Annotated in this window: 24 protein-coding genes and 2 pseudogenes; 12 read left to right on the top strand and 14 right to left on the bottom strand. The window is 72.9% G+C overall.

What is annotated here, in order from left to right; all coding sequences use genetic code 11:
* Position 1 precedes the first annotated feature (1 nt).
* Together E1212_RS05705 and E1212_RS05700 are read right to left on the bottom strand one after the other, a co-directional pair.
* Positions 2-1,228, bottom strand: coding sequence for a YibE/F family protein (locus tag E1212_RS05705; protein ID WP_131980227.1), 1,227 nt, complete (start codon positions 1,226-1,228; stop codon positions 2-4).
* A complete protein-coding gene (locus E1212_RS05700; protein WP_131980225.1) occupies positions 1,225-1,659 on the bottom strand; it encodes an antibiotic biosynthesis monooxygenase family protein in 435 nt (144 codons plus the stop codon). The genes E1212_RS05705 and E1212_RS05700 overlap by 4 nt, the downstream gene beginning before the upstream one ends.
* 112 nt (positions 1,660-1,771) lie before the next feature.
* Between E1212_RS05700 and E1212_RS05695 the strand changes: the two genes are divergently transcribed.
* From E1212_RS05695 to E1212_RS05680, 4 genes are all read left to right on the top strand, one after another.
* Positions 1,772-2,182, top strand: a complete 411-nt coding sequence (locus tag E1212_RS05695) for a DUF6703 family protein (protein ID WP_131980223.1) — start codon at positions 1,772-1,774, stop codon at positions 2,180-2,182.
* A 98-nt stretch (positions 2,183-2,280) separates the two neighbouring features.
* Complete coding sequence (locus tag E1212_RS05690) at positions 2,281-3,321, top strand: iron ABC transporter substrate-binding protein (RefSeq protein ID WP_131980221.1); 1,041 nt, start codon at positions 2,281-2,283, stop codon at positions 3,319-3,321.
* A 9-nt stretch (positions 3,322-3,330) separates the two neighbouring features.
* Positions 3,331-4,917: an ABC transporter permease gene (locus tag E1212_RS05685; protein ID WP_131980219.1), complete on the top strand. Its 1,587-nt coding sequence runs from the start codon at positions 3,331-3,333 to the stop codon at positions 4,915-4,917.
* Complete coding sequence (locus tag E1212_RS05680; RefSeq protein WP_131980217.1) at positions 4,914-5,963, top strand: ABC transporter ATP-binding protein; 1,050 nt, start codon at positions 4,914-4,916, stop codon at positions 5,961-5,963. Before E1212_RS05685 ends, E1212_RS05680 begins: the two co-directional genes overlap by 4 nt.
* 249 nt (positions 5,964-6,212) lie before the next feature.
* Here E1212_RS05680 and E1212_RS31015 read toward each other — a convergent pair.
* The 6 genes and pseudogenes from E1212_RS31015 to E1212_RS05655 form a co-directional block, all read right to left on the bottom strand.
* Positions 6,213-6,515 (bottom strand): annotated as a pseudogene (locus tag E1212_RS31015) (VOC family protein); the annotation flags it as partial.
* On the bottom strand, positions 6,497-6,979 hold the full coding sequence (locus tag E1212_RS29910; RefSeq protein WP_203416450.1) for a VOC family protein: 483 nt from the start codon (positions 6,977-6,979) through the stop codon (positions 6,497-6,499). The pseudogene E1212_RS31015 and the gene E1212_RS29910, both read right to left, overlap by 19 nt.
* 1,041 nt (positions 6,980-8,020) lie before the next feature.
* Positions 8,021-10,684 carry an AMP-binding protein gene (locus E1212_RS05670; protein WP_131980215.1) on the bottom strand — a complete coding sequence of 888 codons (2,664 nt, stop codon included), beginning with the start codon at positions 10,682-10,684 and terminating at the stop codon, positions 8,021-8,023.
* A gap of 90 nt (positions 10,685-10,774) precedes the next feature.
* Positions 10,775-11,116: a fibronectin type III domain-containing protein gene (locus E1212_RS05665; RefSeq protein ID WP_131980213.1), complete on the bottom strand. Its 342-nt coding sequence runs from the start codon at positions 11,114-11,116 to the stop codon at positions 10,775-10,777.
* Between the two features lie 149 nt (positions 11,117-11,265).
* Positions 11,266-11,999 (bottom strand): annotated as a pseudogene (locus E1212_RS31010) (dienelactone hydrolase family protein).
* 156 nt (positions 12,000-12,155) lie between these two features.
* Complete coding sequence (locus E1212_RS05655; protein ID WP_238992255.1) at positions 12,156-12,566, bottom strand: Fur family transcriptional regulator; 411 nt, start codon at positions 12,564-12,566, stop codon at positions 12,156-12,158.
* 187 nt (positions 12,567-12,753) lie between these two features.
* On the opposite strand from E1212_RS05655, the gene E1212_RS05650 reads away from it, so the two are divergent.
* From E1212_RS05650 to E1212_RS05625, 6 genes are read left to right on the top strand one after another with little or no spacing between them, the layout of a single operon-like run.
* Complete coding sequence (locus E1212_RS05650) at positions 12,754-13,809, top strand: metal ABC transporter substrate-binding protein (protein ID WP_131980209.1); 1,056 nt, start codon at positions 12,754-12,756, stop codon at positions 13,807-13,809.
* 13 nt (positions 13,810-13,822) lie between these two features.
* Positions 13,823-14,578 (top strand): metal ABC transporter ATP-binding protein, encoded by a 756-nt coding sequence (locus E1212_RS05645; protein WP_131980207.1) that lies wholly within the window; start codon positions 13,823-13,825, stop codon positions 14,576-14,578.
* The gene (locus tag E1212_RS05640; RefSeq protein ID WP_131980206.1) at positions 14,575-15,564 is read left to right on the top strand and encodes a metal ABC transporter permease; all 990 of its coding nucleotides are present in this window, start codon (positions 14,575-14,577) and stop codon (positions 15,562-15,564) included. The genes E1212_RS05645 and E1212_RS05640 overlap by 4 nt, the downstream gene beginning before the upstream one ends.
* A 28-nt stretch (positions 15,565-15,592) precedes the next feature.
* Positions 15,593-16,858, top strand: a complete 1,266-nt coding sequence (locus tag E1212_RS05635; protein WP_131980204.1) for an RNA polymerase sigma factor — start codon at positions 15,593-15,595, stop codon at positions 16,856-16,858.
* A 41-nt stretch (positions 16,859-16,899) separates the two neighbouring features.
* The gene (locus E1212_RS05630) at positions 16,900-17,151 is read left to right on the top strand and encodes a hypothetical protein (protein WP_131980202.1); all 252 of its coding nucleotides are present in this window, start codon (positions 16,900-16,902) and stop codon (positions 17,149-17,151) included.
* A 54-nt stretch (positions 17,152-17,205) separates the two neighbouring features.
* A complete protein-coding gene (locus E1212_RS05625) occupies positions 17,206-17,664 on the top strand; it encodes a MarR family winged helix-turn-helix transcriptional regulator (protein ID WP_131980200.1) in 459 nt (152 codons plus the stop codon).
* A 22-nt stretch (positions 17,665-17,686) separates the two neighbouring features.
* Here E1212_RS05625 and E1212_RS05620 read toward each other — a convergent pair whose 3' ends face one another.
* From E1212_RS05620 to era, 6 genes are all read right to left on the bottom strand, one after another.
* The gene (locus E1212_RS05620; RefSeq protein ID WP_131980198.1) at positions 17,687-18,472 is read right to left on the bottom strand and encodes an isoprenyl transferase; all 786 of its coding nucleotides are present in this window, start codon (positions 18,470-18,472) and stop codon (positions 17,687-17,689) included.
* Positions 18,469-19,197 carry a DNA repair protein RecO gene (recO, locus tag E1212_RS05615; protein WP_131980196.1) on the bottom strand — a complete coding sequence of 243 codons (729 nt, stop codon included), beginning with the start codon at positions 19,195-19,197 and terminating at the stop codon, positions 18,469-18,471. The genes E1212_RS05620 and recO overlap by 4 nt, the downstream gene beginning before the upstream one ends.
* On the bottom strand, positions 19,194-19,532 hold the full coding sequence (locus tag E1212_RS05610; protein WP_131980194.1) for a hypothetical protein: 339 nt from the start codon (positions 19,530-19,532) through the stop codon (positions 19,194-19,196). Before E1212_RS05610 ends, recO begins: the two co-directional genes overlap by 4 nt.
* Before the next feature lie 69 nt (positions 19,533-19,601).
* Positions 19,602-21,182 (bottom strand): D-alanyl-D-alanine carboxypeptidase/D-alanyl-D-alanine endopeptidase, encoded by a 1,581-nt coding sequence (gene dacB / locus E1212_RS05605; protein ID WP_131980192.1) that lies wholly within the window; start codon positions 21,180-21,182, stop codon positions 19,602-19,604.
* A gap of 70 nt (positions 21,183-21,252) precedes the next feature.
* The gene (gene leuA, locus E1212_RS05600) at positions 21,253-23,004 is read right to left on the bottom strand and encodes a 2-isopropylmalate synthase (RefSeq protein WP_131980190.1); all 1,752 of its coding nucleotides are present in this window, start codon (positions 23,002-23,004) and stop codon (positions 21,253-21,255) included.
* A gap of 147 nt (positions 23,005-23,151) precedes the next feature.
* A complete protein-coding gene (gene era, locus E1212_RS05595) occupies positions 23,152-24,120 on the bottom strand; it encodes a GTPase Era (RefSeq protein WP_131980188.1) in 969 nt (322 codons plus the stop codon).
* A 107-nt stretch (positions 24,121-24,227) separates the two neighbouring features.
* On the opposite strand from era, the gene E1212_RS05590 reads away from it, so the two are divergent.
* Entirely contained in the window at positions 24,228-24,554 is a 327-nt protein-coding gene (locus E1212_RS05590; RefSeq protein ID WP_131980186.1) for a DMT family transporter, read from the top strand.
* The gene (locus E1212_RS05585) at positions 24,554-25,123 is read left to right on the top strand and encodes a TetR/AcrR family transcriptional regulator (RefSeq protein ID WP_131980184.1); all 570 of its coding nucleotides are present in this window, start codon (positions 24,554-24,556) and stop codon (positions 25,121-25,123) included. Before E1212_RS05590 ends, E1212_RS05585 begins: the two co-directional genes overlap by 1 nt.
* Positions 25,124-25,196: the final 73 nt, after the last annotated feature.

Raw genomic sequence — 25,196 nt, 5'->3', positions numbered from 1 at the left:
GTCAAGCTTCGAGGGTAGACGACGCGGGCTTGCGCCGTCGGCCGGCCGGGCGGGCCGGTCGTCCCCGGACGGCAAGAACGGCGAGCGCCGTCGTCACCGGAACCGCGGCGATGATGCCGAGCCCGCCGACGAGCGCCCGCACGATCTCCTGCGCCACCGCCTCGGTGGTGATGACGTCCGTCACCCCCTGGCCGGCGACGCTGAACAGCATGAGCAGCGGCAGTGCTGCGCCGACGTAGGCGAGGACCAGCGTGTTCACCGTGGCGGCGACGTGCTCGCGGCCGATGCGCAGTCCCGCGGCCAGGAGCGAGCGCCGCGACGACGACGGGTCGGCGGCGGCCAGCTCCCACACCGCCGCGCTCTGGGTGACGGTGACGTCGTCGAGCACGCCCAGCGCGCCGATGACGAGCCCCGCCAGCAGCAGCCCGCGCAGGTCGATCTCGGTGTTGACCGTGCCGAGGTACGACGCCGCTTCGCCGGACAGCCCGGTGAAGTGCGCCACCGAGGTGAACAGCGACCCCAGCAGACCCGTCAGCGCCAGGCTGACCAGCGTGCCGATCAGCGCCACCGACGTGCGGATCGACAGCCCGTGGGCGAGGTACAGCGTGATGATCATGATCAGCGACGCCCCGACGACGGCGACCGGCAGCGGCGGCTCCCCTGTCAGCAGCGCCGGCAGCACGAACACCAGCAGGACCACCATCGACACGCCCAGCCCGCCGAGCGCGGCCAGCCCCTTCCAGCCGGACAGCACGACGACGGCAACGGCGAACAGCCCGGCCAGCCAGAGCAGCGGCAGGTCGCGCTGGAAGTCGAGCACCTCGTAGCGGCTCTCGAGCGGGGCGTCCGGCAGCGCGCTGAGCACGACCTCGTCGCCCCCGTGGAACTCCGGCGCGCCGATGCCGAACGGCAGCGGGACGACGGTCTCGACGCCCTCGTCCGGGCCGGCGTCGACGCGCACCCGCGCCTGCAGGCACTCGCCGGCGGTGTCCTCGCCCTCAGGGGTCGGCGGCGTCTCGACGACGTCCTCGCACGGCTCGACGGCGAGGATGGTGCCGTCGGTGCGCACCCCGGCCTCGATGCTCGGCGTCTCGCCGGACGGCCACAGCACGATCAGCCCGGCGATGGTCGCGAGGATCAGCGGGATCAGCACCGCCAGCACCAGGTTGCGCACGTGCGGCCCGGCCGGCGGGGCGGGTTCGGTGCCGTGGACGTGGACGGCGTTCACGCGGGCTCGCCAGCGCCGCGGTCGGAACCGGCCGGAGGACGCTTCTCAGCTGAGGCCGCATCGAAGTCCGTGGGGACGACAGGCGCGGCGGCGTCGCCCAGACCGACCTGGTCGGCGTCGGACGCCCGGACGCTGGCGCCGCTGCTGCCGACCGTCGCGACGATCTCGAACGCCGTCGGCTCGTCGATGGCCAGCGACAGCAGCGGGACGGCCTCGAGCTTCGACTCGTAGGACGACAGGGCCCGCCGGTAGGAGCCGACGTTCTCCCACTCGCTGCTGACCACCCACAGCCCGGGGTCGTCGGCGGCGCGGCCGACGTGGCCGCCGCGCCAGCCCGGCTTCGCGGCGAGCACCTCGAGCGCCCGGCGGGCTCGGTCGCGGAACGACACGGCGTCCGCGGGCGGGACCCGGTACCGGGTGACGACGAGCATCGTGATCCTCTCGAGGCATGGGGGCGACTCGACTCTGTCGGAGCCATGGAGCAGTATGTCGACCAACCACCGTACGATGCTCGGTGATCAGGCCGTCCCGAAGGATCTCTCCGTGCCCCAGAACCGCCAGCCGCGCCGCAACCCGAACCGCCGGCCCGCCGCGCCGGGCGCCGGGTCGCGCGCCCCGCGGTCCGGGGGCAGCCGCCGTCCGGCCCCGGCCGGCCCGCCGCCCAGGTCGAGCCTGCGCGCCCGCATCGAGACGGTCAGCTACCCCATCCTGGTGAAGCTCACCGCGGCGCCCAAGTGGCTGCTCGGCGTCGTGACGGCGGCCGTACTGCTCGGCGGGCTGCTCGCGCCGTCGCCCATCGGCCCGGCGCTGCTCGGCCTGGTGGTGCTGTTCCTGTTCTGGCTGCTGGTGCTGGCCTGGCCGCGGCTGTCGGCCGGGCAGCGACTCAGCCGCGGATTCATCGTGGTCGCGCTCGGCGCCCTCGTGGTCGCCCGGGCCGGCGGCTGGCTGGCCTGAATCCGTCGCGTTCGTCGCCATCCGATCGGCGCCGACTCGCGTAGGTAAGGCTAGGCTATTCTTGCCTCGCCCATCGGATCGCACCCATCGAGGACACCATGACCCGCCGCCGCTCCACGGCCGCGTTCGCCGCCGGCCTGACCGCCGTCGCTCTCGGCCTCACCGCCTGCTCCGCCGACGGCGACGAGGACCCCGTCGCGGCCGCCTCCGACGACGCCCTCGTCGTCTACAACGCCCAGCACGAGCAGCTCACCGAGGAGTGGGCCGACGCGTTCACCGCGGAGACCGGCATCGAGGTCGTCCTGCGCAACGGCAACGACGCCGAACTGGGCAACCAGCTCGTCCAGGAGGGCGAGGAGTCGCGCGGCGACGTCTTCCTCACCGAGAACTCCCCCGCCATGTCGCTGGTCGAGAACGCCGGCCTGCTGGCGCCGGTCGACCAGGCGACGCTGGACCAGGTCCCGGAGCAGTACCGCCCGGCGAGCGGGCTGTGGACCGGCATCGCGGCCCGCTCCACGGTGTTCGTCTACAACCCCGACGAGCTGCCCGAGGCCGAACTGCCGGCGTCGATCATGGACCTCGCCGACCCCGCGTGGAAGGACCGCTGGGGCGCGGCGCCCGGCGGTGCCGACTTCCAGGCGATCGTGTCGGCGATCCTCGAGCTCGAGGGCCCCGACGCGACCCGCCAGTGGCTGGACGCGATGGAGGAGAACGTCACGGTCTACCAGAACAACATCGCGACGATGAAGGCCGTCAACGCCGGCGAGGTGCCCGGCGGCGTCATCTACCACTACTACTGGTTCCGCGACCAGGACGGCACTCGGGAGAACAGCGGCAACACCGAGCTGCACTACTTCGGCAACCAGGACCCGGGAGCGTTCGTCAGCGTCTCCGGCGGCGGCGTACTCGCTTCGAGCGAGAACCAGGAGCAGGCGCAGCAGTTCCTGGCGTTCCTCACCGGCACCACCGGCCAGGAGATCCTCGGCACCGGCTACAGCATGGAGTACCCCGTGGCCAGCGGTGTTCCGGCCAACCCGGCGCTGCCGGCGTTGGACTCGCTGCAGGCGCCCGCCGTCGACCCGTCGAGGCTCAACAGCGTCGACGTCACCGACCTGATGACGGACGCGGGGCTGCTCTAGGGGCACGCCGTGGCCGCCACCGACTCCCTCCAGACATCCCGGCCCGGGGACGCGGGCGCCGGCGCCGACGGCGGCTCGCGTCCGCCCGTCGCGCTGGTCGTCGTGGCCGCGGTACTGGCGGCCGTCCTGCTGGTGCCGCTCGGTTATGTGGTGTCGGTGGTCGTCGACGTCGGCTGGGGCACGCTCGAGCCGCTGATCTTCCGGCCGCGGGTCGGCGAGCTGCTGGTCAACACCGTCCTGCTGGTCGTGCTGGGCGTGCCGCTGACCGTGCTGCTGGGCGTCGGCGGGGCATGGCTGGTCGAGCGGACGACGCTGCCGGCGCGCCGGTTCTGGGCCGTGGTGCTGGTGGCGCCGCTGGCGATCCCGGCGTTCGTCAGCAGCTACGGGTGGGCCAGCGCGGTCCCGTCGATCCACGGGCTCAGCGGCGGGCTGCTGGTGTCCGTGCTGGCGTACTACCCGCTGGTGTACCTGCCGGCGATGGCGGCGATCCGCGGGCTGGACCCCGCGCTGGAGGAGTCGGCGCGTTCGCTCGGGCTCGGCTCGTGGGCGGTCTTCGGCCGAGTCGTGCTGCCGCAGCTGCGGCTGGCGGTCCTGGGCGGCGGGCTGATCGTCGCGCTGCACCTGCTGGCGGAGTACGGGGCGTTCGCGTTCATCCGGTTCGACACGTTCACCACGGCGATCGTCGTGCAGTACCAGTCGACGTTCGCCGGCCCGGCCGCCGGCGCCCTGGGCGTCGTGCTGTCGGCGCTGTGCCTGACGTTGCTGGTCGCGGAGGCGGGCGCGCGTGGCCGGGCCCGCTACGCACGGGTCGGCTCCGGCGTGGCCCGGGCCGCGGTGCCGCAGCGGCTGGGCGTGCTGACGCCGCTGGTGCTGCTGGCCCTGACGGCGCTGGGCGTCGCCGCCGTCGCCGTCCCGCTCGCGAGCGTGGTGCGCTGGCTGGGCCGGGGCGGCTGGGGCGGTGCGTGGTCGCAGCCCGAGCTGCCGCAGGCGCTCACGCAGACGGTGCTGCTGGCCGGCGGCGGCGCGGTGACGGCGGTGCTGGTGGCGCTGCCACTGGCCTGGCTGACGGCGCGGCATCCCGGCCCGCTCGCCCGGCTGCTGGAGGGCACGTCGTACGTCGCCGCGAGCCTGCCGGCGATCATCGTCGCGCTCGCGCTGGTGACCGTCACGCTGCGGATCCTGCCGGGGCTGTACCAGACGGCGTTCACCGTCGTGCTCGCCTATGTCATGATCTTCCTGCCCCGGGCGGTGGTGCCGCTGCGGTCCGGGATCGCCCAGGCGCCGGTCGCGCTGGAGGAGATGGCCCGCTCGCTCGGGTATCCGCCGATCGTCGCGCGGCTGCGGGTCACGCTGCCGCTGCTGGTGCCGTCGATCGCGGCCGGTGCCGCGCTGGTCGGGCTCGGCGCCGCCAACGAGCTGACCGCGACGCTGCTGCTCGCGCCGACCGGCACCCGCACGCTCGCGACCCAGTTCTGGTCGCAGGCGTCGGCGATCGACTACCCGGCCGCGGCGCCGTACGCGCTCCTGCTGATCCTGCTGTCCGTGCCGGCGGTCGCCCTGATGTTCGCGCAGTCACGGAGGAGGGGTGCCCGATGACCACGCTCGCGTTGTCCGGTGTCGCCAAGTCGTTCGGCCGGGTCCCCGTGCTGCGCGACGTGTCGCTGACGGTGCCCGCGGGCACGCGCATGGCCGTCGTCGGGGCGTCGGGGAGCGGGAAGAGCACGCTGCTGCGGCTGATCGCCGGGTTCGAGCACGCCGACGAGGGCGAGATCCGGCTCGGCGACTCCATGCTGACCGCACCGGGCCGGTTCGTCGCCGCCCATCGGCGCGGCATCGGCTACGTCGCCCAGGACGGCGCGCTGTTCCCGCACCTCACCGTCGAGCAGAACCTCCGGTTCGGCCTGCCCCGCCGCCGGCGCGACCCCGCCCGCGTCCAGGAGGTCATGGAGCTCGCCTCGCTCGACCCGGCGCTGGCCGGCCGCTATCCGCACCAGCTCTCCGGCGGCCAGCAGCAGCGGGTCGCGCTGGCCCGCGCGCTCGCGCCGCGGCCGGCCGTCATCCTCCTCGACGAGCCGTTCAGCGCCCTCGACACCGGCCTGCGCGAGCAGACCCGCCAGGCGGTCATCGACGCACTCGAGGCGAGCGGGGTCACCACCGTCCTCGTCACCCACGACCACGACGAGGCGCTCTCGTTCGGCGGGCAGATCGCCGTCATCGCCGGCGGCCGGCTGGTGCAGTCCGGCCCGCCGGCCGCGGTGTTCGACAACCCCGTCAGCACGGAGATCGCGGCCTTCCTCGGCGCGGCGATCGTCCTGCCCGCGTCGTTCACCGGCCCCGACGGCGCCGAGTGCGCGCTCGGCCGGGTTCCCGTCCGTCACGACCGCAGCGACGGCAGCCCCGGCGGGCGGCTGCTGATCCGGCCCGCCCAGCTCGGGTTGAGCCCCGCCAACGGCACCCACAACGCCGTCGTCGAGGACGTCCGCCCGCGCGGCTCGCACGCGGAACTGCTGCTGCGGACGGCGGGCTCGGCGCAGGTGCTGATCCCGCTTCGCGTGCCCGCACACGAGGGTCCGGAGTACCACGCCGGGATGCGGGTCTCGGTCACCGTCAACGGCGGCGGGGTGCTCTACCCGCCAGACTGATCGCCGTGGTCGACGACGGGTTCGCGGAGGCGCTGGCGGGGGTGCGGTCACGCGGCGGCGGACCGGCCCCGGCCGCGGGCGGGCCCGAGCTAGCTGGCGAGGTCGTTGGTCTTCGGCACGAACGCGCTGGCGGTGGACGTCGCGCCCTGCGGGTCGCCGATGACGGTGATGCGGATGGGTGTACGTGTCCGTGGACCAGGGTGCGTCGAACGGCGGGACGATCACCCTTCCGCCGAGCTCGGTGGCCTTCGCGGCAGTGGCGTCCGCATCGGCGGTGGCGAAGGTGACGCCCCAATGGGGCGGCATGCCGAACTGGTCGTCCGCGATCGGGATGATGCTGCCGACGACGTCCTCGAATCCCTCCGGTGCGCCGGCCGCAGCCATCTGCCGGCGCAGGCCCGGGTGGTGCTCGCGCTCGAGCCAGTCGCCGTATCCGGGCAGGATCCACCCCTGTGCTCCGCCGCCGATTCCGGCCGTCCGCCACCCGAAGACCGACCCGTAGAACGACCGCGCCCCGTCGACGTCGCGGGTGTTCAGGTTGTTGAAGACCACCGAGCCCGGGTCTTGACCAGCCGCGCGCCCTTCTGCCCCCGCGCCTCCCAGACGGAGAACGCCGCGCCCTCGGGATCGGTGAAGACGGCCGTCCGGCAGGCGCCCAGCAGGTCGAAGGGCTCGGCCACCACACCTCCGCCAGCCTTGCGGACCATGGGCACGACCTCGTCTGCGCTGTCGACCCAGAAGTAGGTGTTCCACGTCGCCGCCGGCGGCGCTCCCTGGGGAATCGATCGGATGGCGGCGACATCACCGCTGCGCGGCTCGCCCGACGTGTCGAAGATCGACGAGCTCGCGGCCCGGCCACGCGCGATGCAGTACGTGCCGGCCGACCCCGGCGGCATCACGTCCTCGAAGTCCCATCCGAACAGGCCGCCGTAGAACTCCAGCGCCGCCTCGGGTTCGGGCTCGCTCAGCTCCACCCAGCAGGGAACGCCGGGGATGTATCCGTCGCGTTGGGGCATCGGTGCTCTCCTGTCCCCCGCTCAGGTCAGAGTCCCTTCAATCTACGCGCCGATGAGATCGCCACGACGCGATCGAGCAGCCTCAGCGTCGCGCGCCACGAAGCGCGCACAGACTCCGAGATCGACCTACTGGTCGAGGCGCCTGAGGGCACGTCGTCATTCGGGTTCGTCCGCCCAAAAGCAGCTCCTCGAGCAGGTTCTCGGCCACGAGATCGACCTCGTGCCTGACGGCGGCTTGACGCCGAAACTCGATGACGACATCCGCCCCGATGCGGTCCTGCTCTGATGGACCGCAAGGCAGCCGAGGAGCTTCTGCACATCGAGGGCTGGCTCGCAACGCGTCGACGAGATCATCCACCGCGGGAAGGACGCCTGCTTCGTCGATGCCCTCTTCAGGAGGCCGGCGACTCGCTGATGATGAAGCGTGGCGAGGCCGCCGACCGGCTGTCCCGACGTGGCGTGTTGGCGCCCGACGGCGTGGAGTGGGCGCTGGCGGTAGCGAACCGCAACGTCATCATCCACCAGTACGACGAGATCAATCGCCCGGCCGCGGGGTCTCGTTCCGCGCCTGCGGGTCGATATCACGCCCCGGTCGATCGGGACGCCGTCGTCGCGTGGATCGGCGATGGAAGCGCCGGTAGATTGACTCAATGGACGAGGACGAGGAGCTGCTCCAGGAGGCGATCCGCCGGGTCATGGCTCGGGAGAACCGCCGGCAGTCCGAGGAGACCACCGACGAACACGGCAACCCGCTGCCTCGCCTCGACCTGGATGACCCGACGCCGACGACGGACGAACCGCTGCTCCGAGTCGGGTACGCGCTGCTCCCGCACCTGCCCACCGGCTGGCTGACGGCGATGCTGACCGTCGCCGCGGCGGCTGACGACGTCCGGACCTGGGTCATGATCACGAAGCCGGGCGAGGGCCCGTCGCGCTACGAGCACCTGCACTACCTCCCAGACGTCGCCGAGGCGGCAGCGGCCCTGCGCCACGCGACCTACGAACCGGAACGCGGCGCGTGGTACGGCCTCATGCTCCGGCTCAACGCGAACGGCACCCTCGTCCCGCGGGAGGATCATGAGGGTCCGCCGTTCCTGCACTGGGGTCCGCGGGAGGTCGAGCTCCTCGAGCGCGATCAGGAGCGGTACCCGAGGCCGCCCGAGCGGCTCCCTGCCTGGCACCCAGCCCGCTGACCAGCGCCGTCACGCGCGCAGCCAGCAACCAGGCGGCGATGCCGGCAGCGACGGAGGCCGTGACGGCGAGGGCGGGGTGGATCCCGTCGAGGTGGGGGTAGACCTGCCAGTGGGTCAGGTAGATGTAGAGCGAGCTGCTGGCCAGCACGCTCACCACGCGGTGCAGCGGCGCCGGGCAGGGCACGGTCGCCGCCCACATCAGCAGGGCGACTCCGCCGAGGATCGCCGCCTCGCGGACGGAGTTGCCGAAGAACCCGGGCACCGTGGCCGCCAGCACCGCCGTCAGTCCCAGCCGCTGCCACGGGCGCGACGCTCGCGCCGCCGCCCAGCCGAACGCGAACAGCCAGAACACCGGCATCGTGTGCGGGACGCCGAGATCGACCACCTCATAGCGCCCGAGCAGGCCGAACCCCAGCAGCACGACCGGGAACGCCACCGGGAACCGCCGCTCCAGCCGGTCCACCGACGGGACGGCCAGCAACGCGGCCAGGACGACCAGGATGTAGACCAGCACCTCGACGAACCAGAAGTGCCAGTCCGACGTCCACGACGGCGGCCCGAGCAGGCCGTTGAGCAGCAGTACGTTGAGCGGCCCGTACTGGTCCGTCAGCAGCACCACTCCGCCGATCCAGAGCACGCTGGGGACGGCGATCCGGGCGATGCCGACGGCCTGCCGGCGCAGCCGTGTCGCCCGGCCGGCGGCGGTCAGCCGGAAGCGGGCGAAATTGAACCCGGCCACCGCCACCAGCACATGCGCGCCGCCGAGCAGCGTGAACAGCCCGGCATGAGTACCGACGACGCAGACGATCGCCAGGGCCCGCAGTGCGGCACTGGTCTCGAGGCGCCGCACCCGCCACCGTCCGGGGGCGGCGGTGGCGCGCGCCGCGGCCAGCTCGCGGATCGGCGTCACGTGCCAGTTCGCCGGGACGGCGCCGAGCTCATCCTCCAGCCGAATCGACACCTCGACGTACGAGAGCGAGTCGCCGCCGAGGCCGACGAACGTGCTGTCGAGGGTCGCGTCGGGACGGCCCAGCAGCTCGGCGTAGAGCGCCCGCAGCCGCTCGGGCGTCGTCGCGTCGGTGCCGGCCGACGGAGGCGCCGCACCGGGCGCGGCGGACACCAGCTCCCGCAGGGCCGGGTAGTCGACCTTGCCATTGGCCAGCCGCGGGACGTCGGCGACGGCGGCGACGGTGACCGCCCGGGCGGGCAGCCCCAACCGGCTGGCGACCTCGTGGCGGACGGCGGTGGCCTCGGCATCGGCGCTCGGCCCGGACACGGCGACCAGGAGCTCGCCGTCGGTCCCGGTGCACCGGACGGCGACCCCCGGCCGGGTCAGCGCCGTCTCGAGATGGTCGAGGTCGACCCGCAGGCCGGCGATCTTCACGAACCGGCTGCGCCGCCCCACGATCTCGTACAGCCCCTCGGCGGTGCGCCGGGCGAGGTCGCCGGTGCGTAGCGCCGTCACCGTCCGCCCGAGCCCGAGGTCGGCCGGGCTCGACGCGTAGCCGAGCATGACGTTCGGGCCGTGGTAGACCAGCTCCCCGACGTCCGGCGACACGGCCTCGGGCGCCGGCTCGATGACGAACGAGCCGCCCGGGATCGGCACTCCCACCGTCGCCGGGTGCGCCGCGGCCAGCCGCGGCGGCAGGTACGCCATCCGCGCGGTCGCCTCGGTCTGCCCGTACATGACGACGAAGTCCCACCCGGCGCGCCGCCCCAGCTCGGCGTAGCGGCCGACGCGCGCCGGGTCGAGCCGGCCGCCGGCCTGGGTGACGTAGCGCAGGCGGGGCAGCCGCATCGAGGCGAAGCCGACGCGGTCGAGCAGGTCGAACGTGTGCGGGACGCCGGCCAGCGACGTGCCGCCCTCGGCCCGGAACAGGTCCCAGAAGCAGGCGTCGGCGACGGACAGGTTCGAGAGCACGACGGCCGCGCCCCGCAGCAGGTGCGTGTTCACGACGGACAGCCCGTACACGTAGTGCATCGGCAGCGTCGTGACCGCCCGGTCGGTGTCGCGGACGCCGAGGTACGCCACAATCGACTCCGCATTGGCTTGCACGTTCTCGTGCGACAGCCGGGCCAGCTTCGGCGACCCGGTCGATCCGGAGGTCGGCATCAGCAGCGCGAGGTCCGGGTGCAGCTCGTGCGCGGAAGCGGGCCGGCGCACCTCCAGCTCGCCGCCGGGCAGCAGGACGACGTCGGGATCGTACGCGGCCGCGACGGCGCCGGCCTGCGCAGGCGGCACCAGCAGCGCGACGTGACCCGCGGCCAGCGCGGCGAGGTACGTCACCAGCTGCTCGGCGTCGTTGGCGCCGCTGACCAGCACCAGCTTCCGTCCGGCTCCCAGCCGGGCCGCCGCCGCATCGACCCGCTGGGCCAGCTCGCGGTAGGTCCAGCGGTCGTCACCGGCGACGACGGCGAGCCGGTTGCCGTGGCGGGCGAGGTCGCGTGCGAACGGAACCGCAGCATCGGGAGCCGTCACAGGTCCTCGAGGCAGCGGCGAGACCACCGTCATACCAGCTCACGCACCATCCGCACGGAGCCGCTGCCCCGCAGCGACTATCAATAAGGCGAGCCTTACCTTAAATGCTGCGGGGCGGGTATTTCAAGGTGCCGGACGGCTACCCGGTCGTGGCCGCGACCGGGGCCGACGCCGGGCCGGCCGGCCGGGGTCGGGCTCGGTGAACGCGTGGACCTGGAACTCGTACGCCGTCGGCGGCGCCGGCCCGGTCACGCCGAGCGACGTCGCGCCCGCGCCCACGTGCCCGGCCGGCTCCCACGATCCGGTCCCGGCGGCCCGCCGCTCGACGTCGTAGCCGTCGGCGTGCTCCGACGCCGTCCACGACACCCGGGCCGACGACGGCGACAGCGCGCTCCCCGCCACCCCGGCCACAGCGGCCGGCATCGGGTCGCGCGTGACCAGGACCGCGTTGGCTCGCCCGCGCACCGGCCCGCAATCGGACCGACCAGCGATCACCGTCGCCCGGTGACCCGATACGCCATCCCCAGCGGTTGATCCTGGAGTCACCGTGGCATTGATCGGACATTCCGCCCAGCAACTCCACGATCACTCCACGATCAACGCGGCGCGGTGGGTCAGTGGACGTGGCGCAGGAAGAACGCCAGCGCGCTGTCCAGCTCGAACGCCGGGACGCCCGCGTGCGGCCCGGGGTTGGCGTGCAGCGTCTTCTCCGCCGACCCGAGCGCGTCGAACAGCGCCAGGGCGTCGTCGCGTGGGATCGACTCGTCGTCCCATTGCAGCAGGACTCGACCGGGACGGTGACCCGGGCGGCCGCCGCACGGAGGGCGTCGCCGCCCGCGAGCCCGACGACGGCCGCCGCGATCCGCGGCTCGGCGGCGACGAGGGAGATGCCGATCCCGGCCCCCAGGGACAGGCCCCAATACCCCACCGGTGCGGTCGGGCCGACGTCGTCGAGGCGCTGCAGCGCGGCCAGGACGGCCCGCCACTCGGGCACGGCCCGCTCGGCGAGTGCGGCGTTGAGCCGGGCGACGTGCGGGCCGACCGGCTCGCACGCGTCCGCCGCCGCCCGGAACGCCGCGATCAGCCGCTCGTCGAGCTCGGTGCGCGGCCTGCCGCCGTGGCCGGGCGCGTCGATCGCGCCCACCGCGAAACCGCCGCCCGCGACGAAGCGGTGGGCGCGATGCACGGTGGCCGGGGCGGACGCATGCTGCCCGCCGCCGTGGCCGAGCAGGATCAGCGGCCGCGGGCCGCTCGAGCCGGAGGCCGTCCAGAGCACGCCGGGGACGTCGTCGTGGATGAAGTGCCGTTCGACGACGCCGTCAAGGGTCGTCGGCGAGGTGAAGCGCATGGTGTCGTGCCTTCCGGAAGAGCCGTACGGGCGCCTCCGAAGGACCCACCGTCAGCGGGACCGCCCGGTCGCGGGAGAGGAGAGCACCCGACCTGTCACAGCGTTGATGGGACTCACCTCCTCCGGTCGATGCAGCGGCTCGACGCCATCAGCGGGTCAGGCCCGGCAGCGCGGGCAGGTGCCGAAGATCTCGAGTGTGTGCGACACGTCGGCGTAGCCATGCTGGTCGGCGACCGATTTGGCCCACCGCTCCACCGTCGGGCCGGCGATCTCGACCGTGGCGCCGCAGGACCGGCAGACCAGGTGGTGGTGGTGTTCCTCGCGGACGCAGCGGCGGTACACGGCCTCGCCGGCGTCGGAGCGCAGGACGTCGACCCGGCCGTCGTCGGCGAGGGTCTGCAGGGTGCGGTAGACGGTGGCCAGCCCGACGCCGGCGCCGCGAGCCCGCAGCAGGGAGTGCAGCTCTTGGGCGCTGATGAAGTCCTCGGTCTCGTCGAGGACCTCGTCGACCGCGGCGCGCTGCCGCGTACGACGGTGCTCCTTGGCCGGCTGTTGGCGTACCGTCACGTGAGTCGCCCGCTCCTCTGGGTCTCGCCTGTCGATTCTCATTCCCAACACAGTCTATCTCCGAACGTCCTTCGGAGACGAGCACCGCGCGGCACCGGTCCCGAAGATCTTCAACGGGCGAGAGCGCCAGGACGTTCCAGCCGAGACGTTTTGACAATGGTTGTCAGTCTTGATGAGAATGTGTCCCATGAAGAACCGTCGTGCGGCCGTGGCCGCGCTGAGCACCGCCGCCCTCGCCGGGCTCCTCCTCTCCGGTTGTGGCGACGACGACCCCACCGCGAGCGGCGGCGACGGTCTCACCGTCGCGGCGGCCTTCTATCCGCTGGCGTTCGTGACCCAGCAGGTCGCGGGCGACCACGCCACGGTCGAGAATCTGACCCAGGCCGGCGGCGAGCCGCACGACCTCGAGCTGACGGGCCGGCAGGTCGGCCAGATCTCCGACGCGGACCTGGTCGTGTATCTGGCCGGCTTCCAGCCGTCGGTCGACGAGGCGGTCGAGCAGAACGCCGAGGATCGCGCCGTCGACGTCGCGGACCTGGTCGAGCTGCTCGACGACCCCGAGGACGAGCACGGCGACGAGCATGTGGAGGACGAGCACGCGGGCGAGGACGAGCACGCGGGCGAGGACGAGCACGCGGGCGAGGACGAGCCGGCTGAGGACGAGCACACAGACGAGCACGCCGAGGACGAGGACCACGAGGGCCACGACCACGGCGACCTCGAAGGCGACCCGCACATCTGGCTCGACCCGACCAACCTCGAGCCGATCGCCGCCGCCGTCGCCGACCGGCTGGCCGAGGCCGACCCGGACCACGCCGACGACTACCACGCCAACGCCGACGCTCTGAGCGCCGACCTCGAGGCGCTCGACGGCGAGTTCGAGTCCGGCCTGGCCCACTGCACGCAGCGGGTCATCGTCGTGGCACACGAGGCGTTCGGGTACCTCGCGCACCGCTACGACCTCGAGCAGGTGGGCATCTCCGGCATCGACCCGGAGGCCGAGCCGTCACCGGAGCGGCTGTCCGAGGTGCACGACGTCGTCGAGGCCGAGGGCGTCACCACGATCTTCTACGAGCGGCTGGTCAGCCCGGACGTCGCCGAGACGCTGGCGAACGACCTCGGCGTCGAGGCGGCCGTCCTCGATCCCATCGAGGGGCTCACCGACGACACCGCCGACCAGGACTACTTCGACCTGATGCGGGCCAACCTGGAGGCGCTGCGGACCGCCAACGGCTGTTCCTGAGTACGGTGACCCCATGAGAGCAGCCGTCGTCGACGTCCGCGGGCTGCGGGTCGAGCTCGACGACCGCCCGGTGCTGCACGGCGTCGACCTCCGCGTCGTCGAGGGCGAGGTCGTCACGCTCCTGGGGGCCAACGGCTCGGGCAAGTCCACACTGGTGCGCTCGGCGGTCGGCCTGGTGCCGCCGAGCGCGGGCGAGATCCAGCTCTTCGGCATCCCGCTCAAGGCCTTCCACCACTGGTGGCGGGTCGGCTACGTGCCGCAACGCACCACGGCGGCGGCGGGCGTTCCGGCGACGGTGCGCGAGGTGGTCGCCGCCGGGCGGCTGGCCCGCCGCAAGCTCTTCCGGCCCGCCGGCACGGCCGACCGCGACGCCGTCGACAACGCCATCGAACTGGTCGGCCTCACCGACCAGGCGAATCGGAGCGTCGCCGGGCTCTCCGGCGGGCAGCAGCAGCGGGTGCTCATCGCCCGCGCCGCCGCCTCGGAGCCGGACCTGCTGGTGCTCGACGAGCCCAACGCCGGCGTCGACCGGCGCAGCCAGGAGGCGTTCGCCCGTGCGCTGCGCACGTTCGTCGCGTCGGGCCGCACGGTGCTGCTGGTGCTGCACGAGATGGGCCCGCTGGCGCCGCTGGTCGACCGCGGTGTCGTCCTCGACTCGGGCCGCGTCGTGCACGACGGACCGCTGCCCACGCCGTCGATGACGCTGACCGGGCCGCCGGACCACCACGACGACCATCGCGAGGACTACGGGGCGGGCCTGTTCGGATGAGCTTCCTCGACTACGACTTCATGCAGCGGGCCCTGATCGCGGCCGTCCTGACCGGTCTCGCCGCCCCCGCCGTGGGCACCTACCTCGTGCAACGGCGGCTGGCGCTCATGGGCGACGGGCTCGGGCACGTCGCGCTGACCGGTGTCGCCGTCGGCCTGCTGACCGGCTGGGCGCCGGTGTGGACGTCCGTGGCGGTCGCCGTACTGGGTGCGCTGGCCATCGACGTCGTGCGGGCCCAGGGGCGGGCGTCGGCCGACGTCGCGCTGGCCATGCTCTTCTACGGCGGCATTGCGGGCGGCGTGCTGATCACCGGGCTGGCCGGCAGCACGGCGGCGACGCTGAACACCTACCTGTTCGGCTCCATCACGACGGTGTCGGCCGACGACCTGTGGGTGGTCGCGGTCCTGGCGGTCGTGGTGATCGCGCTGGCCGTGGGCCTGGCGCCGCAGCTGTTCGCCGTCTGTCAGGACGAGGAGTTCGCCCGGGTCAGCGGCCTGCCGGTGCGCCTCTACAGCATGCTGATCGCCATCATGGCCGCCGTCACCGTCACCGTCGCCATGCGCACGGTCGGGCTGCTACTGGTCAGCGCGCTCATGGTGGTGCCGGTCGCGACGGCGCAGCAGCTCACCCGCAGCTTCCGGACGACGTTCGCGCTGGCGCTCGCGCTGGGTATGGTGCCGTCGCTGGGCGGCGTGGTGTTCTCGTACTACGTCGACGTCGCGCCGGGCGCCAGCATCGTGGTCGCCTCGCTCCTCGGGTTCGTGCTCGCCTGGCCGGTCGGCACGGTGCTGCGGCGACGGCGCAACGCCAAGGCCCGGGGCGGCGAGGACCCGCGGGTCACCGGGGCGCACGTGCCCACCGGGCAGCACCCGCACCAGCACGATCCCGACTGCGGCCACCCCACCGTCGAGCACGGCGACCACACCGACTACCTGCACGACGGCCACCTGCACGCCGCCCACGGACGCCACTACGACGAGCACTGACCCGCCGTTGTCGGTGGCAGGGTCCAGAATGGGCCGGGTGAACGGGGTGAATACGGCGGGCGTTGACGACCTGCTGCGCGAACAGGCGCCGCAGGTGCTGGGTGCGCTCGTGCGGCGCTACGGGCACTTCGACGCCGCCGAGGACGCCGTCCAGGACGCGCTGCTCGCCGCGGCGGTGCAGTGGCCCGACGAGGGCGTGCCCGACAACCCGCGCGCATGGCTCATCACCGTCGCGTCGCGGCGCCTCACCGACCAGCTGCGCAGCGAATCGGCGCGGCGGCGGCGCGAGGAGTCGGCGGCCGCGCTGACGCCGTCGGCCGACCAGTTCACCGCGCCGCCCGCCGACGAGGCGCCGGCCGACTCCGACGACACCCTCACGCTGCTGTTCATGTGCTGCCATCCGTCGCTGTCGGCGCCGTCGCAGGTGGCGCTCACCCTGCGCGCCGTCGGCGGCCTCACCACCACGCAGATCGCGCGGGCGTTCATGGTGCCCGAGGCCACCATGGGGCAGCGCATCAGCCGGGCCAAGCAGAGCATCAAGACCGCCGGCGCCCGCTTCGACCTGCCGCCGGAAGAGGACCGCGCCGACCGCCTGCGCGCCGTTCTGCACGTCCTCTACCTGATCTTCAACGAGGGCTACACCGCCACGTCCGGCGCCGACCTGCAGCACGTCGAGCTCGCCGCCGAGGCCATCCGGCTGACCCGCCAGGTGCACCGGCTGCTCCCCGGTGACGGCGAGGTCACCGGCCTGCTGGCGCTCATGCTGCTCACCGATGCCCGCCGGCCGGCCCGTACCCGGCCCGACGGCAGCCTCGTGCCGCTCGCCGAGCAGGACCGCGCCCTGTGGTCGGCCAAGGCCATCGACGAGGGTGTCGCGCTGGTCACCGGCGCGCTGCAGAGCGGCGAGCTCGGGCCGTACCAGGTACAGGCCGCCATCGCCGCGGTGCACGACGAGGCGCCCACCGCCGACGACACCGACTGGGCGCAGATCCTGGCGCTGTACGACGTGCTCGAGCGCATCGCGCCCAACCCCATGGTCACGCTCAACCACGCCGTCGCCGTCGCCATGGTGCACGGGCCGCGGGCGGGGCTCGACCTGCTCGCGACTCTGTCCGGCGACACCCGGCTGGCCGAGCACCACCGGCTCGAGGCGGTGCGCGCGCACCTGCTCGAGATGGCCGGCGACGACGACGCCGCGCGGGCCGCCTACCGGCTCGCCGCCCAGCGCACCACCAGCCTGCCCGAGCAGCGCTATCTCGAGGGCAAGGCGGCCCGGCTCACGCCACCGGAATGATCACTATGCGCCGGGCACCTGGTCATGATCTAGGAAATGCGATGATCACACTCGTCGAGCGTTTCATGCCAACCCGTGACGAATGCGCCCAACCACCGCGCGAACGCCCCCCGGTCGCCGCTCCCCCGGTCGGCTCGCCTGGGCCGTCGCTCGGCCATTTCTTCGTCACGAACGTCGGCAACGCGATACAGGGCGGGCCGAGTCCACATAATCTGGTCAGAGGAAAGCCGCGGTTGTCGGCGAGAATGTGCCCGCTGAAGCGCTATCATGGCGCGTTCAATCGTGGCGAGTGAGTCATTCTCCGGTGCGCCCGCGGATATGAGTCGTCGGTGCTCAGAGGAGCTGTCATGAACGCGTCGAGGGGGGCCGCGGACCGGCACCCGATCGGGTACTGGCTGAAGCTGGTCGACCGGCTGATCGACCAGTCGTTCGACGCCGTCCTGGGCAGCGCCGCCGTCACGCCACGGCACTGGCAGATCCTCAACCTGCTCGAGGACGGCCCGGCCACGTACGCGCAGATCGACGACGAGGCCGCTCTGTACCTGGCCCCGCACATGCCCACCGTCCGCCCCGTCGTCGACGACCTCTGCAGCCGCGGCTGGGCCGCCCCCGTCGGGCCCGACCGCGTGGCGCTCACCGAGACCGGGGTGAAGGCACTGTCCGACATCCAGTCGCGGGTCGTGGCCGACCGGCAGCGGGTCACCGAGGGCATCACCGACGACGAGTACCGCGCCACCGTCGAGGTGCTGGCGCGCATGGCCACCAACCTGGGCTGGCGCGAGGAGCGCGACATGGGGCCGGTCTGACGGGCTCGCCGCCCGAACGGGGTCAGACGGCGGGGGCGGCCGGGTCGGCGCCCCCGTACCGGCGGTCGCGCCGGGCGTAGATCTCGATGGCATCCCACAGCCGGCGCCGGTCGAAGTCGGGCCACAGGGTGTCGAGGAAGACCATCTCGGCGTACGCCGACTGCCAGAGCATGAAGTTCGACGTGCGCTGCTCCCCCGACGGCCGGACGAACAGGTCGACGTCGGGCAGGTCGGGGTTGTAGAGGTAGCGGCCGAGGGTCCGTTCGTTCACCTTGTCCGGCTTCACCCGGCCCGCGGCGACGTCGGCGGCCAGCGCGGCCGCGGCGTCGCCGAGCTCGGCCCGGCCGCCGTAGTTGACGCAGAACTGCAACGTGATGACGTCGTTGTCGCGGGTGCGCCGCTCGGCATCCTGGAGCTCGCCGATGACGCTCTTCCACAGCCGGGGTCGGCGGCCGGCCCAGCGGATCCGCACGCCGAGCGCGTCGAGCTCGTCGCGACGGCGGTGGATGACGGTGCGGTTGAAGCCCATGAGGAAGCGCACCTCCTCGGGCGAGCGGCGCCAGTTCTCCGTCGAGAACGCGTACACCGACAGGTAGCGCACGCCGATCTCGATGGCGCCGTGGATGACGTCGAGCAGCACGGCCTCGCCGGCCTCGTGGCCCCTGGTACGCGGCAGCCCGCGGGCGTTGGCCCAGCGCCCGTTGCCGTCCATGACCAGCGCGACGTGCGCCGGCACGAGGTCCGCGGGGACGGGCGGCGGGACGGCTCCGGACGGGTGCGGCGTGGGCGGTGTGTAGGTGCGCTTCACCGTTCCACCAGGCCGAGCGAGCGGAGCCCGCGTTCGAGGTGCCACTGCAGGAACGCGGCGGTGATGCCGCTGGCCTCGCGGCGGGTGCGCGGCTGGCTGGAGTCGGCGGCCGGCCAGTCGCCGCTGAGCAGCGCGGCCAGCAGGGCGACGGTGTCGGCCGACGGAGCCACCGTCCCCGACGGGCGGCACGACCCGCACACCATGCCGCCGGCCTGGACCGAGAACAGCCGGTGCGGCCCCTGCGCGTCGCAGCGGACGCAGTCGGCGAAGCTCGGCGCGAACCCGGCGACCGACAGCCCCCGCAGCAGGTAGGCGTCGAGGACCAGCCCGGGATCGTGCGCGGCGCCGGCGAGCGTGCGCAGCGCACCCACGAGCAGCAGGTACTGCTGGACGGCCGGCTCGCGCTCCTCGGCGGTGAGCCGCTCGGCGGTCTCGAGCATGGCGGTGCCGGCGGTGTATCGCCCGTAGTCGTCGGTGATGCTCATGCCGTACGGCGCGATGGTTTCGGCCTGCGTGACGATGTCGAGCGTGCGCCCCGTGGCGAACTGGCAGTCGACGTGCATGAACGGCTCGAGCCGCGCCCCGAACCGGCTGGTGGTGCGCCGCACCCCCTTGCCCACGGCGCGGACGCGGCCGTTGTTCCTGGTGAGCAGCGTGACGATGCGGTCGGCCTCGCCCAGTTTCTGGGTGCGCAGCACGACCCCTTCGTCACGGTAGAGGCTCACCTGTCCAGGGTAGCCGTCCCATGGTCCCGCGGCGGCTCCGGCGCGACGTGGTCGTACTGACCGTTCCACGCGGCCGCGGGCGTCGCCGGCCGCGGCGGTCCCGGCTTCCACAGCAGCGCCGACACGGCCAGCCAGGCGATGCCCAGCGCGGCGCCCACACAGAGCAGCAGCACGCCCGCCGCCCGGCCCGCCGCCGATCCCTCCTCGTCGTACCCGAAGTCGTCATAGGGCTGGTTGGCGAGGACCAGGATCAGCCCGACCAGCAACCCCCCGAGCGCCAGGATGCCGAGCGCCACCTGGTACGGGTTGATCGGCCTGGGAGTCGGTGCGGTCATGGCCCGATGATGACAGCCGGGCCGGACACGACACCAGGGCGACTCCGCGCTGCCACCATGATCCACGCGTCAGCAGGTTTTGACCCAGGAGCACTCGACGTCGTCGGGGAGGTCGACGGCCGGGATGTCGGTGCGAGCGGCCGCGGCCGCGCCGTCCTCGGTGTGGGTGGCGAGGCGGACGGCGATGCGGTCCTCCAGGTCGCTGGGCTTGCCGCTCAGGTAGTCGTTGAGCACGACCGAGAAGACCAGCCGCCGGCCGTCGGCGTCGTCGACGTAGCCCGAGAGTGACGACGCGCCGGTGAGCGAGCCGGTCTTGGCGTGCACGTTCCCGGCCGCCGGCGTGCCCGCCATCCGCGAGCGCAGCGTGCCGCCCACCATGCGGTCCGAGACGCCGGCGATCGGCAGTGCCTCGTACCAGGTGCCGAACCAGGGCCGGTCCTGCGCGGCGACCAGCAGGTCGGCCAGCTCGGCGGCCGGGATCAGGTTGCGCCGCGAGAGCCCGGAGCCGTCGCGGTTGGCGATGGTGGCGGTGTCGACGCCGTAGTCCGCCAGCTCGGCGCGCAGGACCGCCAGCCCGGCCGCCCAGGTGCCGGCGCCGGAGACCTCGCGTCCCATCGCCTTGATCAGCACCTCGGCGTGTCCGTTGTTGCTGAGCTTGAGGAACGGGGTGAGCAGCTCGCTCAGCGGCATCGACTCGTGCTCGGCGACGACGGTGGCGCCCTCCGGTGTGGTGCCGCGGCCGATCCCGCCGGTGACCCGCACGCCCTCGGCGGCCAGCGCGCGGACGAACACGTCGGCGGCATAGTCGGTGGGCTCCTCGACGCTGGCCCACTCGCTCGCGCCGTTGCCGCCGGCCGCGACGGTGCCGGAGACGACGATGCGGTCGCTGCCGTGCTCGCGTTCCACGGAGACGTCGTTGCTCGTGCCGGTGGTGGCCTCGTTGACGATGGTGACGGCGCCGGTGTGCGGCGTGAGGGTCACGACGGCGGGCGCGCCGGCGGCGGCGCCCGGGTCGACGTTCACGATGACGGTGCCGGCGTCGTAGTCGGTGTCCGGCGCGACGGTGAGCGCCGACACCGGCGCCGCGTAGTAGTACGGCTCGTCGTCCCAGGCCCAGTCGTTGCCGAGCCGGACGTCGTCGAACCAGGTGTCGTCGGCCAGCACCCGCCCGCTGACCACGCGGACGCCGTCGTCGGCCAGTTGCTTCGCCAGCTCGGCGTAGTCCTCGGCGAGCAGGGTGGGGTCGCCGGTACCGCGCAGGTACACGTCGCCGCGCAGGATCGGGCCGGTCCGCCGGCCGGACGTGGCGACGGTGGTGGCGAACGTGTGGTCCGGCCCGAGCACGTCCAGCGCGATGGCCGACGTCAGCAGCTTCTCGTTCGACGCCGGCATCAGCCGCTGGTCGCCGTCGTGTTCGTAGAGGGTCTCGCCCGTCGCGGCGTCGCGTACGACGACCGACGCCTGACCGCCGTCGAGCCGCGGGTCCGCGAGGATCGCGTCGAGGTCGGCGGTCAGGGCGTCGGTGGCCGGTGTCGCGCCGGCCGGAGCCGCATCAGGCTCCGCCGCCAGGAGGTGGGAGGCGACGTTCCCCGTCACGACCAGCGCGGTGGCGCCGGCGGTGACGGCCAGGTTGCGGGTCCAGCTGGCCATCGTTCGCTCCTCGGCATCGGGGGATGATCGATCCGGAGAGCGACGACGATGGTCTATACCATTCGCCGTGTCAAGAGGTGGTGGCCGCCCGCGCGGCGACCGACCGGTTGACGGCGCTGACGATCGCCTTGAGCGAGGCGGTCACGATGTTCGCGTCGATGCCGACGCCCCAGAAGACCTCGCCGCCGACCGAGCACTCGAGGTACGCGGCCGCCTTCGCGTCGGCGCCGGACGTCAGCGCGTGCTCGGCGTAGTCGAGGACCCGGACGTCATGGCCGATGCCGCGCAGCGCGTCGGTGAACGCGTCGATGGGGCCGTCGCCGCTGCCCTGCAGCACCTGCCGCACGCCGTCGACGTAGACCCCGACCTGCAGGGCGTCGCGCTCCCCCGCCGCCGACGAGGTGTGCACGGAGTTCAGCGCCAGCGGCGTCTCGCGCTCGAGGTACTCGGCGCGGAACACCTCGCCCATGCGCGCGGGCTCGATCTCGCCGCCCTCGCCGTCGGTGAGGCCCTGCACGACGCCGGAGAACTCGATCTGCAGCCGGCGCGGGAGGTCGAGCTGGTGCTCGGTCTTCATGATGTAGGCGATGCCGCCCTTGCCAGACTGCGAGTTCACCCGGATGACCGCCTCGTACGTGCGGCCGACGTCCTTCGGGTCGACCGGCAGGTACGGGACCTCCCAGGTGTGGTCCTCGATGGCGACGCCGGCATCCTTGGCGTCGCGCTCGAGCGCCTCGAAGCCCTTCTTGATGGCGTCCTGGTGGCTGCCCGAGAACGCCGTGTAGACGAGGTCGCCGCCCCACGGGTGCCGCTCGGGTACCGGCAGCTGGTTGCAGTACTCGACGGTGCGGCGGATCTCGTCGATGTCGCCGAAGTCGATCTGCGGGTCGATGCCCTGGGTGAACAGGTTCATGCCCAGCGTGACGAGGTCGACGTTGCCGGTGCGCTCGCCGTTGCCGAACAGGCAGCCCTCGACGCGGTCGGCGCCGGCCAGCAGGCCCAGCTCGGCCGCCGCGACCGCCGTCCCGCGGTCGTTGTGCGGGTGCAGCGAGAGGATCATCGACTCGCGGTGCGGCAGGTTGCGGTTCATCCACTCGATGGAGTCGGCGTACACGTTCGGCGTCGCCATCTCGACCGTCGCCGGCAGGTTGACGATCATGCGGCGGTCCGGCGTCGGCTGCAGCACGTCGGCGACGGCGCCGCAGATCTCCGCGGCGTAGTCGAGCTCGGTGCCGGTGTAGGACTCCGGCGAGTACTCCCAGTAGATCTCGGTGTCCGGGGTGATCGCCTCGGCGTACTTCTGCGCCGCCCGCGCCCCCGAGGTCGCGATGTCGGTGATGCCGTCGCGGTCCAGCCCGAAGACGACGCGGCGCTGCAGGATCGACGTCGAGTTGTAGAGGTGCACGATGGCCTGCTTCGCGCCCACCAGCGACTGGAACGTCCGCTCGATGAGGTGGTCGCGGCACTGCGTCAGCACCTGGATGACGACGTCGTCGGGGATGAGCTCGCCCTCGATCAGCTCGCGGACGAAATCGAAGTCGGTCTGGCTCGCGGCCGGGAAGCCGACCTCGATCTCTTTGTAGCCCATGCGGACCAGCAGCTGGAACATGCGCATCTTGCGCTCGGCGTTCATCGGGTCGATGAGCGCCTGGTTGCCGTCGCGCAGGTCGACGGCGCACCACTGCGGTGCCGTCGTGATGCGCTTCGTGGGCCAGGTGCGGTCGGGCAGCTCGACGGCGATCTGCTCGTGGAACGGCCGGTAGCGCTCGGCGGGCATACCGGACGGCCGTTGCGAAGGCGGCCAGACGTTGGCGATGGTCATGGCGGGAAGGCTCCTGCTCGGGAAGGTCGGACACAGCGCGACCGGCAGCGCGAACTCACCGCGATGAGGGAGCCGGTCTAGCGGACCCCATCGCGGCAGCTAAGCAGGAGGCTGAAACGCCGCACGAACAGAGACTCTAGCACCCGGTCAGAAGCCGAGCTTCCCGAGCTGCTTCGGATCGCGCTGCCAGTCCTTGGCGACCTTCACGTGCAGGTCCAGGTAGACGGGGGTGCCGAGCAGCCGCTCGATCTGGGTGCGCGCATTGGTGCCCACCTCGCGTAACCGGGCGCCCTTCTTGCCGATGACGATGGCCTTCTGGCTGTCGCGCTCGACGTAGAGGCTGGCGTGGATGTCGAGCAGCGGCCGATCGGCGGGGCGGTCCTCGCGGGGGATCATCTCCTCGACGACGACGGCGATGGAGTGCGGCAGCTCGTCGCGGACGCCCTCGAGCGCGGCCTCGCGGACCAGCTCGGCGACCAGCGTCTCCTCGGGCTCGTCGGTGAGCTCGCCGTCGGGGTAGAGCGGCGGGCCCTCGGGCATCTGCGCGAGGAACAGCTCGGCGAGCAGCTCGACCTGGTCACGCCCGGCCGAGGCACGCTTCTCAGCCGAGGCCGCAAGTCGTTCAGCCGCGGACACCGGGACCACGTCGGCCCACGCGATGCCCGCCTCCTCGCCGAGCGCGGCGACGCCGGCCAGCTGCTCGGCCAGCCGGCCGGGTCCGACGAGATCGCTCTTCGTGACGACGGCGATCTTCGGCGTCCGCCCGATGGCGGCCATCTCGCCGGCGATGTACCGGTCGCCGGTGCCGATGTCCTCGTTGGCCGGGAAGCACACCCCGATGACGTCGACCTCGGACCACGTGGTGCGGACGAGGTCATTGAGCCGCTGGCCCAGCAGCGTCCGCGGCCGGTGCAGGCCCGGGGTGTCGACGATGACCAGCTGGCCGTCGGAGCGGTGCACGATGCCGCGGATGGCGTGGCGGGTGGTCTGCGGCCGGTTCGAGGTGATCGCGATCTTCTCGCCGACCATCGCGTTGGTCAGGGTCGACTTGCCCGCGTTGGGCCGCCCGACGAAGCAGGCGAAGCCCGAGCGGAAGCCCTTGTAGTCACCGATCACGGAGTCGAGTCTCCCACCTCGGGCGTCACGGCGCCGCCGAGTTGTACTACTGTCCCAGTTTTTTGATACATTCGTACAGGAATTGACGAGAGGACCAGGAGGACACCATGGCGTGGCTCTACGTGATCGTCGGCGGGCTGTTCGAGACGGCGTTCGCGGTCTCGCTCAAGGAGTCGCACGGCTTCAGCCGACTGTGGCCGAGCGTCAGCTTCGCCGTCACCGTCGTGGTCAGCATGCTGCTGCTGGGCCTCGGCCTGCGCGAGCTGCCGGTCGGCACCGCCTACGCGGTCTGGACCGGCATCGGCGCGGCCGGCACGGCCATCGTCGGCATGATCTTCTTCGACGACCCCGCGTCGTTCTTGCGCATCGCGGCGATCGGCCTCATCGTGTCCGGGGTGATCCTGCTGAACCTCGCCGGCGGCGGCGCGCACTGATGAGCACCGCCAAGGGCGAACAGCGCCGAGCCGCGCTGGTGCGGGCCGCCGCCGAGCTGCTGCAGTCGGGCGGGCTCGAGGCGGTGGCGCACCGCGCCGTGGCGGGCCGGGCCGGCGTGCCGCTCGGCGCCACCACCTACTACTTCGCCGACCTCGCCGAACTGCGCCGCGCCGCCGTCGACGCTCTGGCCGAAGCCGACGTCGCCCGCATGACCGCCGCCGTCGACGCCCTGCCGGCCCGGCGCCGCGGCGGTGCGGCCGTCGCGCGGATGATCGCGACCCTCCTGACGCCGGACGAGTACGGCGCGCTGGTCGCCTGGTACGAGCGGTACGTGCTCGCCGCGCGCGAGCCGCTGTTCGCCGCGGCCGCCCGGCGCACCAACGCCGCCGCTCTCGATGCGGTGGCGACGGTGCTCGAGCGGTCCGGGGTCGGCGCGGCACCGCCGCCGCAGGTGGTGCTGGCGGTGGTCGACGGCGCCGTGCTCGGCGCCCTGGCCGACGGTGCAGGCCTGACGGGGGTCCGCTCGGCCGCCGCCGACGCCCTCACCGTCGTCCTCGCCCGCGACTGACGGCCCGTCTCCACCACCCCGGCCCGTCTCCACGACCGCCGGTCGTCTTCACCACCCCGGCCCGACTTCACCC

This window comes from Jiangella ureilytica (assembly GCF_004348545.1).
Lineage (GTDB): Bacteria > Actinomycetota > Actinomycetes > Jiangellales > Jiangellaceae > Jiangella > Jiangella ureilytica.
The sequence above is the reverse complement of the archived record's forward strand: the minus strand, read 5'-3'. Positions and strand labels throughout refer to the sequence as shown.